13 protein-coding genes are annotated in these 14,519 nt (G+C 74.6%); 9 read left to right on the top strand and 4 right to left on the bottom strand.

The features are described from left to right. Positions 1-118 precede the first annotated feature (118 nt). Entirely contained in the window at positions 119-1,390 is a 1,272-nt protein-coding gene (locus ACFXA3_RS16120; RefSeq protein ID WP_054227657.1) for a DUF1015 family protein, read from the bottom strand. Positions 1,391-1,508: 118 nt separating this feature from the next. Here ACFXA3_RS16120 and ACFXA3_RS16115 point away from each other — a divergent pair, with 118 nt between their 5' ends. Genes ACFXA3_RS16115 through ACFXA3_RS16100 form a run of 4 tightly spaced genes read left to right on the top strand, consistent with a single transcriptional unit; the run spans position 1,509 to position 5,568 of the window. Then, positions 1,509-2,540: an HAD-IIA family hydrolase gene (locus tag ACFXA3_RS16115; RefSeq protein WP_385187212.1), complete on the top strand. Its 1,032-nt coding sequence runs from the start codon at positions 1,509-1,511 to the stop codon at positions 2,538-2,540. A gap of 60 nt (positions 2,541-2,600) precedes the next feature. After that, a complete protein-coding gene (locus tag ACFXA3_RS16110) occupies positions 2,601-3,647 on the top strand; it encodes a FecCD family ABC transporter permease (RefSeq protein WP_385187211.1) in 1,047 nt (348 codons plus the stop codon). Then, positions 3,644-4,714 (top strand): FecCD family ABC transporter permease, encoded by a 1,071-nt coding sequence (locus ACFXA3_RS16105; RefSeq protein WP_385187209.1) that lies wholly within the window; start codon positions 3,644-3,646, stop codon positions 4,712-4,714. The genes ACFXA3_RS16110 and ACFXA3_RS16105 overlap by 4 nt, the downstream gene beginning before the upstream one ends. Further along, the gene (locus ACFXA3_RS16100; protein ID WP_385187207.1) at positions 4,711-5,568 is read left to right on the top strand and encodes an ABC transporter ATP-binding protein; all 858 of its coding nucleotides are present in this window, start codon (positions 4,711-4,713) and stop codon (positions 5,566-5,568) included. Before ACFXA3_RS16105 ends, ACFXA3_RS16100 begins: the two co-directional genes overlap by 4 nt. On the opposite strand, the gene ACFXA3_RS16095 is transcribed toward ACFXA3_RS16100, so the two are convergent. After that, positions 5,552-5,899 (bottom strand): SCP2 sterol-binding domain-containing protein, encoded by a 348-nt coding sequence (locus ACFXA3_RS16095; RefSeq protein ID WP_385187205.1) that lies wholly within the window; start codon positions 5,897-5,899, stop codon positions 5,552-5,554. The genes ACFXA3_RS16100 and ACFXA3_RS16095 overlap by 17 nt on opposite strands. Positions 5,900-5,964: 65 nt before the next feature. On the opposite strand from ACFXA3_RS16095, the gene ACFXA3_RS16090 reads away from it, so the two are divergent. From ACFXA3_RS16090 to ACFXA3_RS16070, 5 genes are all read left to right on the top strand, one after another. Further along, complete coding sequence (locus tag ACFXA3_RS16090; RefSeq protein ID WP_385187203.1) at positions 5,965-6,294, top strand: hypothetical protein; 330 nt, start codon at positions 5,965-5,967, stop codon at positions 6,292-6,294. A gap of 7 nt (positions 6,295-6,301) precedes the next feature. Continuing rightward, a complete protein-coding gene (locus tag ACFXA3_RS16085) occupies positions 6,302-7,117 on the top strand; it encodes a TlyA family RNA methyltransferase (protein ID WP_385187201.1) in 816 nt (271 codons plus the stop codon). After that, positions 7,114-8,058, top strand: a complete 945-nt coding sequence (locus ACFXA3_RS16080) for an NAD kinase (RefSeq protein WP_385187199.1) — start codon at positions 7,114-7,116, stop codon at positions 8,056-8,058. The genes ACFXA3_RS16085 and ACFXA3_RS16080 overlap by 4 nt, the downstream gene beginning before the upstream one ends. Positions 8,059-8,143: 85 nt before the next feature. Further along, positions 8,144-9,865, top strand: coding sequence for a DNA repair protein RecN (gene recN / locus ACFXA3_RS16075; RefSeq protein ID WP_385187216.1), 1,722 nt, complete (start codon positions 8,144-8,146; stop codon positions 9,863-9,865). 226 nt (positions 9,866-10,091) lie between these two features. After that, positions 10,092-11,222, top strand: a complete 1,131-nt coding sequence (locus ACFXA3_RS16070) for a glycosyltransferase family 4 protein (RefSeq protein ID WP_385187214.1) — start codon at positions 10,092-10,094, stop codon at positions 11,220-11,222. Positions 11,223-11,243: 21 nt separating this feature from the next. On the opposite strand, the gene ACFXA3_RS16065 is transcribed toward ACFXA3_RS16070, so the two are convergent. Together ACFXA3_RS16065 and ACFXA3_RS16060 are read right to left on the bottom strand one after the other, a co-directional pair. Beyond that, positions 11,244-12,863 carry a PucR family transcriptional regulator gene (locus ACFXA3_RS16065; protein ID WP_385187198.1) on the bottom strand — a complete coding sequence of 540 codons (1,620 nt, stop codon included), beginning with the start codon at positions 12,861-12,863 and terminating at the stop codon, positions 11,244-11,246. 94 nt (positions 12,864-12,957) lie between these two features. Then, complete coding sequence (locus ACFXA3_RS16060) at positions 12,958-14,340, bottom strand: FAD-binding oxidoreductase (RefSeq protein WP_385187196.1); 1,383 nt, start codon at positions 14,338-14,340, stop codon at positions 12,958-12,960. Between the last annotated feature and the right edge of the window lie 179 nt (positions 14,341-14,519).

The raw sequence follows: 14,519 nt of genomic DNA, 5'->3' as shown, positions 1-14,519 counted from the left end.
GCCCCGCCCCGCGCCACCCCCCCCGCCCTCCAGCAGCTCACCCGGCCGCCCCCCCCGGGGGGGGCCCCCCCCTTTCCCGTATCCGGGGCCGGTCGGGCCGGCCGCGGATGGCGCGAGGTCAGTTCAGGCTGCGCAGGACCAGGCCCGTGGCCGGTTTCGGGCCGAACGACGTCGACTTGCGGGGCATCGTGACGCCCTGGCGGGCCAGGTCCCGGACGACCTGCTCCCGTACCGGGTGCAGCAGGACCGCGGTGCCGCCGTGCCGCTCGGCCATGGCGACGGTGGCGGCCGCGTCGTGGATGTACGTGATCTGGTCGGGGGTGTCCGGGATCTGCCACACGGCGTCGAGCAGGGTCGCGTGCAGGACGGTCGCGTCCAGCCGGCGCCACGCCTCGGGCCGGTCGCGGCGCACGGTGCGTTCCAGGAGGTCCAGGTCCGGGTCGGTGACCAGGTGGAAGGTGCCGTCGCCGGACAGGAGGAAGGCGTTGCCGCGCTCGGCGGCGTCGGCGAGGGCCTCCAGGGCGAGCGGCAGCGGGCCGTCGACCGGGCGGACGCGGAAACTGCCCTCGACGGCGGCCAGGGCGTCCGCGACCGGGATGCGGCGCAGCATCCGGTGGATGGCGCGGACCTGGAGCGGGTAGCGGGCCGTGTCGACGAGGAGGACCAGCCCGAAGTCCCAGGCGGTGGGGGACTGGTGCTCCTCCTGGAGGCGCAGGTACGTCGCCCAGCGGTGGTGCCCGTCGGCGATCAGGGCCTGGCGGTGGCCGAGGTCGGTCGTGACGGCCGCCAGGTCGGCGGGGTCGGTGATGGCCCAGAGCCGGTGCCGGAAGCCGTCCTCGGTGGTGGTGGCCAGCAGCGGGGTGCCGGCGGCGGTCCGCTCGACGACCTCGGCGGCGCCCGCCGCGGGGTCGTCCCCGAGGTAGGTGAGGAGGAGGGGCTCCAGATTGGCCGAAGCCGCACGCATCAGACCGGCCCGGTCGGTGACCACGTCCGGCATCACGTCCTCGTGCGGGAGGACGATGCCGGCGTCGGGCTTCGACAGGGCGAGGGCGCCGATCAGGCCGCGTTGCAGCAGACCGCCCTTGCGCTGCTCGTAGACGTAGAGCGCGGGTTCGGGGTCGGCGCTGAGGATGCCGTTGCGGAGCCAGTCGTGCAGGGTGCGCGCGGCCTGCTCGTTGCGTTCGGCGGGGGTGTCGGCCTGCGGCAGGATCAGGCGGACGATGTTGTGCGGATCGGCGGACTGCAGGTGGTCGACGCCATCGGGGCGTACGACCACGTCGTACGGCGGTGAGGTGACGGCGGCCAGGCTGCCGACACGCTCCGGGTCATAGCGCAGTCCATGGAAGGGGATCAGGCGCAGCCCGTCGTCCGCGGTACCAGATGTGGTCATTGGTGCATGGTAAGACGCGTCTCGCGATGCGGGATGATCGGGTGAGCAAGACCGCAGTACTGGCAGTCGGGATCGGTCACGGACCGGTCGAGGATCGAACGGACAGGGAGCCGACAGGATGACCCGGCAGAGCAGGACGAGTCCGGCGGGCAGCGAGCGCAGCCTGCACCAGGCGTACGACACGGCCCTGCTGGACCTGGACGGCGTCGTGTACGCGGGCGGCGAGGCGATCGCGCACGCGGCGCAGTCGCTGGCGGCGGCCCGGGCCGACGGGATGCACCTCGCGTACGTCACGAACAACGCGCTGCGGACGCCGGAGGCGGTCGCCGAGCACCTGGGCGAACTGGGGATCCCGACCGAGGCCGGTGAGGTGATCACGTCGGCGCAGGCCGTGGCCCGGCTGATCTCGGAGCAGGTGGAGCCGGGGTCGAAGGTGCTGGTGATCGGCGGGGAGGGGCTGCGGGTCGCGCTGCGCGAGCGGGGGCTGGTGCCGGTGGACTCCGCCGACGAGGAGGGGCTCGCGGCGGTCGTCCAGGGGTACGGGGGCCCGGACCTGCCGTGGTCGCGGTTCGCGGAGGCCTCGTACGCGATCCACCGCGGGGTGCCGTGGTACGCGTCGAACACCGATCTGACGATTCCGGGGGCGCGCGGGATCGGGCCCGGGAACGGGGCCGCGGTCGAGGTCGTGCGGATCGCCACGGGTGCGGAGCCGCAGGTGGCGGGCAAGCCGCTGCCCCCGATGCACCGGGAGACGGTGCTGCGGACGGGTGCGGAGCGGCCGCTGGTGGTCGGGGACCGGCTGGACACGGACATCGAGGGCGCGTTCAACGGGGAGGTGGACTCGCTGCTGGTGCTGACCGGGGTGACGGACGGGGCGCAGCTGCTGCGGGCCGAGCCGAGGCACCGGCCGACGTACGTGGACCGGGATCTGCGGGGTCTGCTGACGGGGCAGCCGGAGGTCGTGGCGCAGGGCGAGGGCTTCCGGTGCGGGGGCTGGACCGCGGTGGTGACGGCGGACGCACTGGAGCTGAGCGGCGAGGGCGATCCGATCGACGGGCTGCGGGCGCTGTGCGCGGCGGCGTGGACGCAGGCGGGCGAGGGCTCGTGCGCGCTGGACGCGGGGAAGGCGCTGGCCCGGATCGGGCTGTAGGCGGGGGCTGATCAGGCAGAACGGCACGCGGCGGGCGCAGGGTAGGCTAACCTAACCTGCGTGTTGGTCGAGAGTCCTCCTGAACAGAGCGCGGCGCCGGTCGCCGCCGCCCGCCCGCGGCACGCGGCCCGCGCCGCCGGTCTGCTCGGCGCCCTCGCGGTGCTGGCCCTGGTCGCGGTGGCGAGCATCGCCGTCGGCGCCAAGCAGATGCCCCTCGACCAGGTCTGGCACGGCCTGTTCCACTACGCGGGAACGCCCTCCGACGTCGTCGTGCGCGACCTCCGGGTGCCCCGCACCCTCCTCGGGCTGATGGTCGGGCTCGGGCTTGGCCTGTCCGGCGCGGTGATGCAGGCACTGACCCGCAATCCGCTGGCCGAACCGGGCATCCTCGGCGTCAACGCGGGCGCCGCGGCCGCCGTGGTCTCGGCCATCACCTTCCTCGGGGTCTCCTCGCTCAGCGCGTTCGTGTGGTGGGCCTTCCTCGGCGCCGCCGTCGTCTCCGTCGTGGTGTACGTGCTCGGCGGCAGCCGCAGTGCGACGCCGGTGCGCCTCGCGCTCGCCGGCACCGCCGCCAGTGCGGCCCTGGTCGGCTACATCAACGCCGTGCAGCTGGTGGACAGCAAGGCGCTGGACAAGCTCCGTTTCTGGACCGTGGGTTCGCTGGCCTCCGCGAACATGGACACCGTCCGGCAGGTCGCCCCGTTCCTGCTGCTCGGCGCGGTGATCGCACTGTCGCTCGGCCGGCCGCTGAACGCGATGGCCATGGGCGACGACACCGCGCGGGCCCTCGGCGCCCACCTGACGCGGACCCGGATCGCCGCGATGGTCTCCATCACCCTGCTGTGCGGGGCGGCGACGGCCGCCTGCGGGCCGATCGTCTTCATCGGGCTGATGATCCCGCACCTGGTGCGGCTGCTCACCGGTCCCGACATGCGGTGGGTGCTCGCCTACTCGGCGGTGCTCTCGCCGGTGCTGCTGCTGGGCGCCGACGTCATCGGCCGGGTCGTCACCCGGCCCGCCGAACTCCAGGTCGGCATCGTCACCGCACTCATCGGCGGACCCGTCTTCATCCATCTCGTCCGGCGCAAGAGGATGGCCCAGCTGTGACCGTCGACCTCCGGGCGGACCGGCCCGGCTCCCGCGGCTCCCGTGCCCTGCGCGGCCCCGGCGGGCTGTCCCTGCGACTGGAGCCCCGGGCGCTCGTGGCCGGGCTGCTGCTGATCGTGGCCGCGCTGGCGATGGCCGTCGTCCTCATCGGCACCGGCGACTTCGAGATCGCGCCCTGGGACGTCGTACAGACCCTGCTGGGCAACGGCACCCCCGCACACGACTTCATCGTCAACGACCTGCGGCTGCCGCGCGTGCTGGTCGCCGTGCTGGTGGGCGCCGCGCTCGGGATGGCCGGGGCGGTCTTCCAGTCCGTCTCCCGCAACCCGCTCGGCTCCCCGGACCTGCTCGGCTTCAGCTACGGCGCGTCGGTCGGCGCGCTCACCGTGATCGTCCTGTTCAAGGGTGACGCGAACGCGGTCGCGGGCGGCGCGCTGGCGGGCGGACTGCTGACCGGGGTCCTCGTCTACCTGCTGTCGTACAAGCGCGGCATCCACGGCTACCGGCTGGTGCTGGTCGGCATCGGCGCCTCCGCGATGCTCGTCGCCGTCATCAACTACCTGCTGACCAAGGCCCAGCTCGTCGAGGCCACCCGCGCGATGGTCTGGCTGACCGGCTCGCTCGCCGGCCGGGACTGGAGCCAGGTCTGGCCGCTGCTGGGGACCTGCGCGGTGCTGTTCCCGCTCGTCCTCGGGCAGGGCAGGGCCCTGCGGATGATGGAGATGGGCGACGACGCCGCGTACGCCCTCGGGGTACGGGTCGAGCGCACGCGGATGCTGTTGATGCTCGCGGCGGTCCTGCTGACCACCGCGGCCGCCGCGGCCGCCGGACCCATCTCCTTCGTCGCCCTGGCCGCGCCCCAGCTGGCCCGGCGCCTGACCCGCTCACCCGGGTCGAACCTGCTCACCGGCGCGCTGATGGGCTCCGTCCTGCTGCTCGTGTCCGACTGGGCCTCACAGCGCGCCTTCGGTTCCGACCAGCTGCCGGTGGGTGTGGTCACCGGACTGGTCGGCGGTGTCTATCTGCTCTGGCTGCTCGTCACCGAGCGCAGGGCGGGACGTATATGAGCACGGATACGAGCAACTCAAGGAGTACGCAGGTGCAGCGGCTGACCGCGCAGAACGTGACCCTCGGCTACGAGCAGCGGGTCATCGCCGAGAACCTGTCGGTGGAGATCCCCGACCACTCCTTCACGGTGATCGTCGGACCCAACGCCTGCGGCAAGTCCACGCTGCTGCGCGCCCTGTCGCGGATGCTGAAGCCGTCCGCGGGGCGCGTGCTGCTGGACGGGCAGGCCATCGGGTCGATGCCGGCCAAGAAGGTCGCCAAGACGCTGGGCCTGCTGCCGCAGTCCTCGGTCGCGCCGGACGGGATCACCGTCGCCGACCTGGTCTCGCGCGGCCGGTACCCGCACCAGGGGCTGCTGCGGCAGTGGTCGCCGGAGGACGAGCGGATCGTCCTCGAATCGATGGCCTCGACCGGGGTCGCGGAGCTCGCGGACCGGTCGGTGGACGAGCTGTCGGGCGGGCAGCGCCAGCGGGTGTGGATCGCGATGGCGCTCGCGCAGCAGACGCCGCTGCTCCTGCTGGACGAGCCGACCACGTACCTCGACATCCAGCACCAGATCGACGTGCTGGACCTGTGCGCCGAACTGCACGAGGAGCAGGGCCGGACCCTGGTCGCCGTGCTGCACGACCTCAACCACGCGGCCCGCTACGCCACGCACCTGATCGCGATGCGCGGCGGGAAGGTCGTCGCGGAGGGGCCGCCGGCGGAGGTGGTCACGGCGGAGCTGGTGGAGAAGGTGTTCGGGCTGCGCTGCCAGATCATCGACGACCCGGAGACCGGCACCCCGCTGGTGATCCCGGCCGCGCGCAAGGCCCCGGCCGGGCGCGGCCGAGCCGTCACAGCAGGCTCTTGAGGCGGAGCAGGTCGCGGAACCCGGCCTCCAGCCGGACCCGGCCCGAGGCCCAGGCCTTGGCGAACTTCAGCTCGCCCGCGACCATCGCCACCAGGTCGTCGCCGGTCATCGCGAGCCGGATCTCGGCCTTGTCCGCGGGCGGCCCGGGGGAGACCGCGTCGACCCGGATCCGGCCGCCGTCGAGGCGGCCGGTGAAGGTCCGGTCGAGGTCGGTGATGTGGCAGCTCAGGGAGCGGTCCAGCGCGGCGGCACCGCGCACGCTGCCGTCGGCCTGCGCGAGGTTGTCGGAAAGTCTGTCGAGTGCGGCTCGGCACTGATCGATCGTAGCCATCGTGATCTCGACCGTACCGCAGAGCCGTGCTCGGCCGCCCGGGCGCTTCGGGGTAGCGTCGGGGCATGACCGACGACTTCGCCGACGCCGCGGCGGACACACCGGACGTACCGGGTGAACAGGGTGAACCTGGCCTGCCCGCAGAACCCGGCACATCCGGGGAGGCCGCGCCGGAGCCCTCCGCAGGGCCCGCCGGGCCCGGGCCCCTCGGCCTCGTCCGCACGCCCACCGGCCACGCCGGCGTCGACGCCCACCTGGAGCGGCTGGCCGACGCCGACCACCTCACGGCGGACGGACACGTCGCGGTGTACGAGGATGTGCACAGGGGGTTGCGCGACGCGCTGACCGCGCTGGACGCACCACCCGTCCCCGGACCGCACGAAAACAGGAGCTGAACCGAACGTGGCAGGAGTGGCACGCCGCCGCCTGGACGCCGAACTGGTACGCCGCAGCATGGCCCGCTCGCGCGAGCACGCCGCCCAGCTGATCGCCGCGGGCCGGGTGACCGTCGGCGGCGCCACCGCGACCAAGGCGGCCACCCAGGTCGAGACCAGCGCGGCCCTGGTGGTCCTCAAGGACGACAGCGACCCCGACTACGTCTCCCGGGGCGGCCACAAGCTGGCCGGCGCCCTGGCGGCCTTCCAGCCGCGGGGGCTGGCCGTCGAGGGCCGCCGGGCTCTGGACGCAGGCGCCTCCACCGGCGGGTTCACCGACGTGCTGCTGCGCGCGGGCGTGGCCCACGTGATGGCCGTCGACGTCGGCTACGGGCAGCTCGCCTGGTCGCTGCAGAGCGACGACCGGGTCACCGTCAAGGACCGGACGAACGTCCGCGAGCTCACGGTCGAGCAGCTCGACGGGACCCCGGTCGACCTCGTCGTCGGTGACCTGTCCTTCATCTCCATCGGCCTGGTGCTGCCCGCACTGGTGCGCTGCTGCGCGCCGGACGCGGACCTGGTGCTGATGGTCAAGCCGCAGTTCGAGGTCGGCAAGGACCGGCTCGGCAGCGGCGGCGTCGTGCGCAGCCCGGAGCTGCGGGCGGAGGCCGTGCGCGAGGTGGCGGCCCAGGCGGCGAAGCTGGGGCTCGGCGTGCTCGGGGTGACCGCGAGCCCGCTGCCCGGCCCGTCGGGGAACGTCGAGTACTTTCTGTGGCTGAGGGCGGGGGCACCGGCACTCGACCCGGAGGATGTTGACCGAGCAGTGGCGGAGGGGCCGCAGTGACTGAATCAGCGGACAGGTCGGATACCTCGGAATCACCGGTCCAGACGGAGGGGCGGACCGTCTTCCTTCTCGCGCACACCGGGCGGCCTGCGGCCATCCGCAGTGCCGAGCTGGTCGTACAGGGATTGCTGAAGAGCGGGCTGGGCGTACGGGTCGTCGAGCACGAGGCCAGGGACCTGCCGCTGCCGCCCGAGGTGGAGCTGGTGGCCGAGTGCACCCCCGTGGCGCTCGAAGGCTGCGAGCTGCTGATCGTGCTGGGCGGCGACGGGACGCTGCTGCGCGGCGCGGAGTTCGCGCGCGGCTCGGGCGTGCCGATGCTGGGCGTGAACCTGGGCCGGGTGGGGTTCCTCGCGGAGGCCGAGCGGGACGACCTGGACAAGGTCGTGGACCGGGTCGTGACGCGGGCGTACGAGGTCGAGGAGCGGATGACCCTCGACGTGCTCGTACGGACGAACGGCGACGTCATCCACCGGGACTGGGCGCTGAACGAGGCGGCCGTCCAGAAGGTGTCGCCCGAGCGGATGCTCGAAGTGGTCCTGGAGATCGACGGACGCCCGGTGTCCGGCTTCGGCTGCGACGGGATCGTCTGCGCGACCCCGACCGGTTCGACGGCGTACGCCTTCTCCGCGGGCGGGCCGGTGGTCTGGCCGGAGGTGGAGGCACTGCTGATGGTGCCGATCAGTGCGCACGCCCTGTTCGCGAAACCGCTGGTCACCTCGCCGGACTCGGTGCTGGCGGTGGAGGTGCAGACCGGGGTCCCGCACGGGGTGCTGTGGTGCGACGGCCGCCGGACGCTGGAGCTGCCGGCCGGGGCCCGGGTGGAGGTCCGCCGGGGCGCGGTGCCGGTGCGGCTCGCCCGGCTGCACCACGCGTCGTTCACGGACCGGCTCGTCGCGAAGTTCGCGCTGCCGGTGTCGGGATGGCGCGGAGCGCCCCACTAATAGCACATCCGTTCGGGAAACTCTCCACGGGTGACGTCACATGGCACCGGTGAAACCTCGGTATCGTCGTCCCGTGCTTGAGGAGATGCGGATACGGTCGCTCGGGGTCATCGACGACGCGGTGGTCGAGCTGTCGCCCGGTTTCACCGCGGTGACCGGCGAGACCGGCGCGGGCAAGACGATGGTCGTCACCAGCCTCGGCCTGCTGCTCGGCGGTCGCGCCGACCCGGCCCTGGTGCGGATCGGGGCCAAGGCGGCGGTCGTGGAGGGCCGCATCGTCCTGCGCCCCGGCGCGCCCGCCGCCGTACGCGCCGAGGAAGCCGGGGCCGAGCTCGACGACGGCGCCCTGCTGATCAGCCGGACGGTGTCCGCCGAGGGGCGCTCGCGCGCCCACGTCGGCGGCCGCTCCGTGCCCGTCGGCCTGCTCGGCGACCTCGCCGACGACCTCGTCGCCGTCCACGGGCAGACCGACCAGCAGGGCCTGCTGCGGCCCGCCCGCCAGCGCCAGGCCCTCGACCGGTACGCCGGCGACGCGGTCGCCGTCCCGCTGGAGAAGTACGGGGCCGCCTACCGGCGGCTGCGCGCCGTCGCCGCCGAACTCGACGAGATCACCACCCGGGCCCGCGAACGCGCCCAGGAGGCCGACCTGCTGCGCTTCGGCCTCGACGAGATCGCCGCCGTGGAACCGCTGGCCGGCGAGGACGCCGAGCTCGCGGCGGAGGCGGAACGGCTCGGCCACGCCGAATCGCTGGCCTCGGCGGCACAGATCGCCCACGCGGCCCTCGCCGGCGACGTCGAGGACCCGGAGGGCGTCGACGCCAACACGCTCGTCGCGGGCGCCCACCGGGCCCTGGAGGCCGTACGGACCCACGACGCGGCGCTCGGCGCGCTCGCGGAACGGATCGGGGAGCTCGGGATCCTGCTCGCCGACGTCGCCGGGGAACTCGCCGGCTACGCCGACGACCTGGACGCCGATCCGCTGCGGCTCGCCGCGGTGGAGGAGCGGCGGGCGGCCCTGACCCAGCTGACGCGCAAGTACGGCGACTCGATCGACGCCGTGCTGGCGTGGGCCGAGGCCGGCTCGGCCCGGCTGCTGGAACTGGACGGCGACGACGAGCGGATCACCGAACTGACCGCCGAACGCGACGGCCTGCGGGTCGAACTGTCGCTGCTGGCGCAGGCGCTGACCGACGCACGGGTGGAGGCGGCCACGCGGTTCGCCTCGGCCGTCACCCTGGAGCTGGCGTCGCTGGCGATGCCCCACGCACGGGTGACGATCGACATCCGGCAGGTGGAGGACCCCGACGGGGTGGACGTGGACGGCCGTCCGGTCGCGTACGGGCCCTCGGGCACGGACGAGGTCGAACTGCTGCTGGCGCCGCACCCGGGCGCCCAGCCGCGGCCGATCGCCAAGGGTGCCTCGGGCGGCGAGCTGTCGCGCGTGATGCTCGCGGTGGAGGTCGTGTTCGCGGGCTCCGACCCGGTGCCGACGTACCTCTTCGACGAGGTCGACGCAGGCGTCGGCGGCAAGGCCGCCGTCGAGGTCGGGCGGCGGCTCGCGAAGCTGGCCAAGTCGGCGCAGGTCGTGGTCGTCACGCACCTGCCGCAGGTCGCCGCGTTCGCGGACCGGCAGCTGCTCGTCGAGAAGACCAACGACGGGTCCGTCACGCGGAGCGGGGTCACCGTCCTCGAAGGCGAGGACCGCGTCCGCGAGCTCTCGCGCATGCTCGCCGGCCACGAGGACTCCGCGTCCGCGCGGGCGCACGCCGAGGAACTGCTGGCGGCGGCACGGGAAGACACCCCCTAGGGGTGTTCAGCCGATCAGGCCGGGCCTTGCCCTTGGGCTCAGGCCGGGCCCGGGACGGACACCCGTCCCGGGCCCTCGCCGCGTCCCGCGCTACGCCGTGTGGGTGAGGCGCGGGGGCGCGCGGTGGTATCTCCTGCGGGATCCGCACCCGTATGGTCCCGGAACGCGCGTGCGGACTGGCATCCTGGGCGACGTCTCTGCCTCCCTCACCCTGGAGCTTCGGCCCGTGAGCAGCTCCCCGGTCTCGACCCCGGTCCCCGCGCAGCCGTACGGGCGGCCGCCGCTCCGTACCGTCCAAGTACTCGGCGGCGCCGGCGCGGGCAGCAGCGCGCACGTACGGTCGCTCACCACCGGGCTCGCCGCGCGCGGAGTACGGGTCACGGTGTGCGCACCCGTCGAAGCGGAGGGGGAGTACGACTTCACCGGCGCCGGGGCGCAGTTCACCCCGGACGCGGTGAGCGCGCTGCGCGCCGTGTGCGCCGGGGCGGACGTGGTGCACGCGCACGGCGTACGGGCCGGGATGCGGGCCGCGCTGGCACTGCGCGGGCGCAGGGTGCCGCTCGTGGTGAGCTGGCACGGCGGCGGCCCGGAGGCCGAAGGGGCGTGGGGGCGGCTCGGCCGGGTGCTGGAACGGCATGTGGCGCGGGCCGCGGCGGTGGTGCTGGGCGCCTCCTCGGACCAGGTGGACCTGGCCCGGGCGCGGGGCGCGCGGGACGCCAGACTGGCACCGGTGGCCGTGCCGATGGGGCCGCCGGGGCCGGCCGGTCCGGACGCCGCCGCGGATCCCGGCAAGGCCCGGGCGGAACTGGGCGCGGTGGGACGGCCGTTGCTGATCGCGGTCGGCAGCCTGGTGGAACACCGCGGGTACTCCGTGCTCCTGGACGCGGCGCGGGCGTGGCGGGTGCTGGAGCCGCTGCCGCTGGTGGTGATCGCGGGCGAGGGCCCGCAGCGGGCCGAGCTGGCGAGGCGGATCGAGGCCGAGGGACTCCCGGTGCGGCTGCTGGGGCGGCGCCGGGACGCGGCGCAGCTGCTGGCGTCGGCGGACGTGGCGGTGCTGCCGAGCCGGTGGGAGTCGCGGTCCCTGCTGGCGCAGGAGGCCCTGCGGGCGGGCGTCCCGCTGGTCGCGACGGCGGTCGGGGGCGTGCCGGAGCTGGTCGGGGACGCCGGGGTCCTGGTGCCGTACGGGGACCCGGCAGCGCTGGCCTCGGCGGTGACGGACCTGCTGGCGGACCCGGCGCGGTGCACCGCTCTGGCGGCGGCCGGCCACGCCCAGGCCGCCACCTGGCCCACGGAGGACGACACGGTCGCCCAGATCCTGTCGATCTACGACGAACTCATGTCCGTCCGCCGCCCCTGACCCCGCCCCGCGGGGAGGACGTCAGGACACGGTGTGGCGGCGGGCCCGCAGCGCCAGGCTGAGGGAGAGGACCGTCTCCGGGTCGTCCAGGTCGGTGCCCAGCAGCTCCGCGATCCGGGCCAGGCGGTTGTACAGCGTCTGCCGGTTGAGGTGCAGCTCGCGCGCCGTCTCCGCCTTGCGCCCCGCATGGGCCAGGTACGTCTCCAGGGTGGGCAGGAGCGGCGGCCGGGACGCCGCGTCGTGGACCCGCAGCGGCCCGATCGCCCGGTCCACGAACGCCGCCAGGTCGGGGTGTTCCCGCAGCCGCCACAGCAGCAGGTCGATGTCCAGCCGCCGGGCGTCGTACCAGGGGCGGGAGGGGAGCCCGTGGGCCGCCGTCGCGGTCTCGGCGGCGTGCCGCAGGCCCGAGGAGGCCGCCGCCCAGCCGCCCGCCACGCCGACGACCACCGCCGGCGGGGCCGCCGCGCGGTCCAGGCCGGCCCGTTCCACGCCGGCCCGCAGCGCCGCCGCGACCCGGTCCGCGACCGCCGTGCGTTCCGATTCCGCCCGGAGCGAGACCAGCAGCGGCACCCGGCCCTCCACCGGCCGGACCCCCAGGAGCACGGGCACGCCGACCGACGACAGCTCCTCCAGGACCGCCCGGGCCAGGACGGCCCAGTTCCCCGACGGGCCGAGGTCGGAGCCCAGCCGCATGACGACCGGCAGGAGCGGCCCTGCCCCCGGTTTGAACCCGAGGACGCGCGCCTGTCCCGGGGCGTCCTCCGCCGAGATGCGGCCCTCCGCGAGGTCGGTCAGGAAGTCGCCGCGGCCCCGCGCGGCCAGTTCCTCCTCCTGGCGGGCCTGCATCAGGACGACGGCCAGCACGCCCGCCGTCCGCTCCGCCGCCATCCGGTGGACGGGCAGCAGCGGCGCCGACACGCCCAGCAGGACCACCCGGGCGCGGACCGAGCCGGTCCCGTGGCCGCCGCCGGGGACGTCGACCACCACCGCGTTGGCCGAGGGCTCCGCCTCGCGCTGGCCCCGCAGGCCTTCCCACACCTGGAGCGGATCGGCCGCGGCCTCCCCGGAGACCGGGCCCGCCGCGTACAGGAGTTGCCCGTCCGGGGTCTCCAGGAACACCGGGTTGGCGGTGAAGCCGGCCAGGATGTGCAGGACCTGGGGGATGCCGCCACCGCTGAGCAGGGCCTCCGTACACCGCCGGTGGACCTCCTCGGCCCGCTGGAGCAGCGCGTAGTGGTGGTTGACGATCTCGGTGTGGATCTCCTCCGTCACCGCCACGAACGGCACTTCGCGGTGGAGCTGGACGAGCGGGAGGCCGGCCGTCCGCGCGGTCTCGACGAGGGTCGCCGGGAGCCGGGTGAAGCGCGGGCCGAGTTCGACCACCAGCGCGGCGATCCCCCGGTCCGCGAGGCGCCGTACGAAGGCACGCTGCTCGGCGGGCCGGGTGCCGAGGCCCAGCCCCGTGGTCAGCAGCAGTTCCCCGCCCTTGAGCAGGGACGCGATGTTCGGCACCTCGCCCGCGTGCACCCAGCGCACGGTCCGGCCGAGCCGGTCGGCGCACGCCACCACCTCCGGCAGTCCGCTGCGCAGCCCGGGCAGCTCCAGTGCCCGCTGAACGGTGATCCCGCCCTGGTTGTCCATGTCGCGGGACGCTACCGGCCGTCCGGCTCCCGGCGCATCACCGGGCGGGAACGAGGTCCGTTATGTCCCCACCCGGGCCGGGACGGCGAGCGGGTCACGCGGGCTTGATGTTGTGGTTGAAGCGGAACACGTTGTCCGGGTCGTACGCCCGTTTCACCGCGGCCAGCCGGGTCAGGTTCTCCGGGCCGAGGCCCGCCGCCACCCGCTCGGGGCCCTCGTCGCCGGTGAAGTTGAGGTAGACCGCGCCGGTGCTCCACGGCTCCACGTGGTTGCGCACGTCGCGGACCCACTGCCGGCAGCGCTCGTCCTCGGCCGGGTCCTCCCAGACGCCGAAGGGGTGCACGGCCCACGGCGAGTCCCGGTACGGGACCGGGAACTCCGCGGGCCCGTCCGCGATGGCGCCGCCCAGCGGGAACAGCACGTGCTGGGTCGGGGTCGGTACCGGCATCACGTCGCCGAGCGCGCAGAAGACGCTGACGAGTTCGTCCGGCAGGCCGGTCAGGTACTCCGCGGACCAGTAGTTGCGCAGCCCCGGAGGGTCGTCCAGCATGCACTGGAAGTCCGCGTACGGCAGGGCCATGAGCACCTCCGCCGAGTGCGGCAGCGCGAGCAGCGGCCCGGCCAGCTTGCGCAGCGCCTCCTCGCCGCCCGCGTACGTGAGCAGCGCGCCCGCCACGAGGGTGCCGACCAGGGGCGGCGGTACGAACGGCTCCGGCGGGGCGGTCATGTAGATCACTCCGCCGCCCACCTCGGCCGGGCCGCTCTCCAGCACGTCGCGGTAGGTGCGCACCACTTCGGGTCCGGCCTCCGGCGGGTACAGCAGCAGGCAGATCGCGAACTCCGGCAGCTCGTGCAGGCGCAGCGTGATCGAGGTCGCGACCCCGAAGTTGCCGCCGCCGCCGTGCAGGGCCCAGAACAGCTCGGGGTTGTCCTCGGCGGTCGCCGTGACGGCGCTGCCGTCCGCGGTGACCAGGTCGACGCCGAGCAGGTTGTCCACGGCCAGCCCGAACTTCCGGTCCAGCCAGCCCGATCCGCCGCCGAGGGTGAACCCGGTGACGCCGGTGGTGGAGACCCGGCCGCCCGTGGTGGCGAGGCCGTAGGGCTGGCAGGCGCGGTCCAGCACGCTCATCACCGCGCCGCCCCCGACGCGTACGGCCTTGGCCCCGGGATGGACCGTGACCTCCTGCATCCGGCGCATGTCGACCACGACGCCGCCGTCGTTGAGGGACATCCCGGCGACGCTGTGGCCGCCGCCGCGCACCGCCACCGGCAGGTCCAGCTCCCGGGCGAAGCGGACGGTGGTGACGACGTCCGCCTCGCTCTCGCAGCGGGCGATCACGGCGGGCCTGCGGTCGATCATCGAGTTGAAGATCGTCCGGGCTTCGTCGTACCCGGGATCGTCCGGGGCGAAGACCTCACCGGCCAGGTCCTCGCGGAGCGCCAACAGGGCCGTGCCGGCCTTCGAGTGGGGAGCCATGACCGCGCCCCTTTCGCGCAGGAGACGAACCCTTCCAGCGTAGGCGGGGCCGATGCGGGCGGCGCGGTGAGCGGCGGGCGGCGGCGCGGGGGGGGGGCGGGCGCCCCCCCCCCCCCCGGCCCACCCCCACCCCACCCCCGGCCGGTGGAGCACCGCGTGTGTGGATAAGTGGGGGGGTG

Source organism: Streptomyces sp. NPDC059456, assembly GCF_042750055.1.
In the GTDB taxonomy this organism is placed as follows: domain Bacteria; phylum Actinomycetota; class Actinomycetes; order Streptomycetales; family Streptomycetaceae; genus Streptomyces.
Note: the sequence above shows the minus strand (reverse complement) of the source record. Positions and strands in the feature narration are given on the sequence as shown.

What these genes read in the sequence shown, in the direction of transcription:
- ACFXA3_RS16120 (WP_054227657.1), bottom strand. Translation starts at nt 1,390, where the DNA reads ATGACCACATCTGGTACCGCGGACGACGGGCTGCGCCTGATCCCCTTC.
- ACFXA3_RS16115 (WP_385187212.1), top strand. Translation starts at nt 1,509, where the DNA reads ATGACCCGGCAGAGCAGGACGAGTCCGGCGGGCAGCGAGCGCAGCCTG.
- ACFXA3_RS16100 (WP_385187207.1), top strand. Translation starts at nt 4,711, where the DNA reads ATGAGCACGGATACGAGCAACTCAAGGAGTACGCAGGTGCAGCGGCTG.
- ACFXA3_RS16095 (WP_385187205.1), bottom strand. Translation starts at nt 5,899, where the DNA reads ATGGCTACGATCGATCAGTGCCGAGCCGCACTCGACAGACTTTCCGAC.
- ACFXA3_RS16090 (WP_385187203.1), top strand. Translation starts at nt 5,965, where the DNA reads ATGACCGACGACTTCGCCGACGCCGCGGCGGACACACCGGACGTACCG.
- recN (WP_385187216.1), top strand. Translation starts at nt 8,144, where the DNA reads ATGCGGATACGGTCGCTCGGGGTCATCGACGACGCGGTGGTCGAGCTG.
- ACFXA3_RS16065 (WP_385187198.1), bottom strand. Translation starts at nt 12,863, where the DNA reads ATGGACAACCAGGGCGGGATCACCGTTCAGCGGGCACTGGAGCTGCCC.
- ACFXA3_RS16060 (WP_385187196.1), bottom strand. Translation starts at nt 14,340, where the DNA reads ATGGCTCCCCACTCGAAGGCCGGCACGGCCCTGTTGGCGCTCCGCGAG.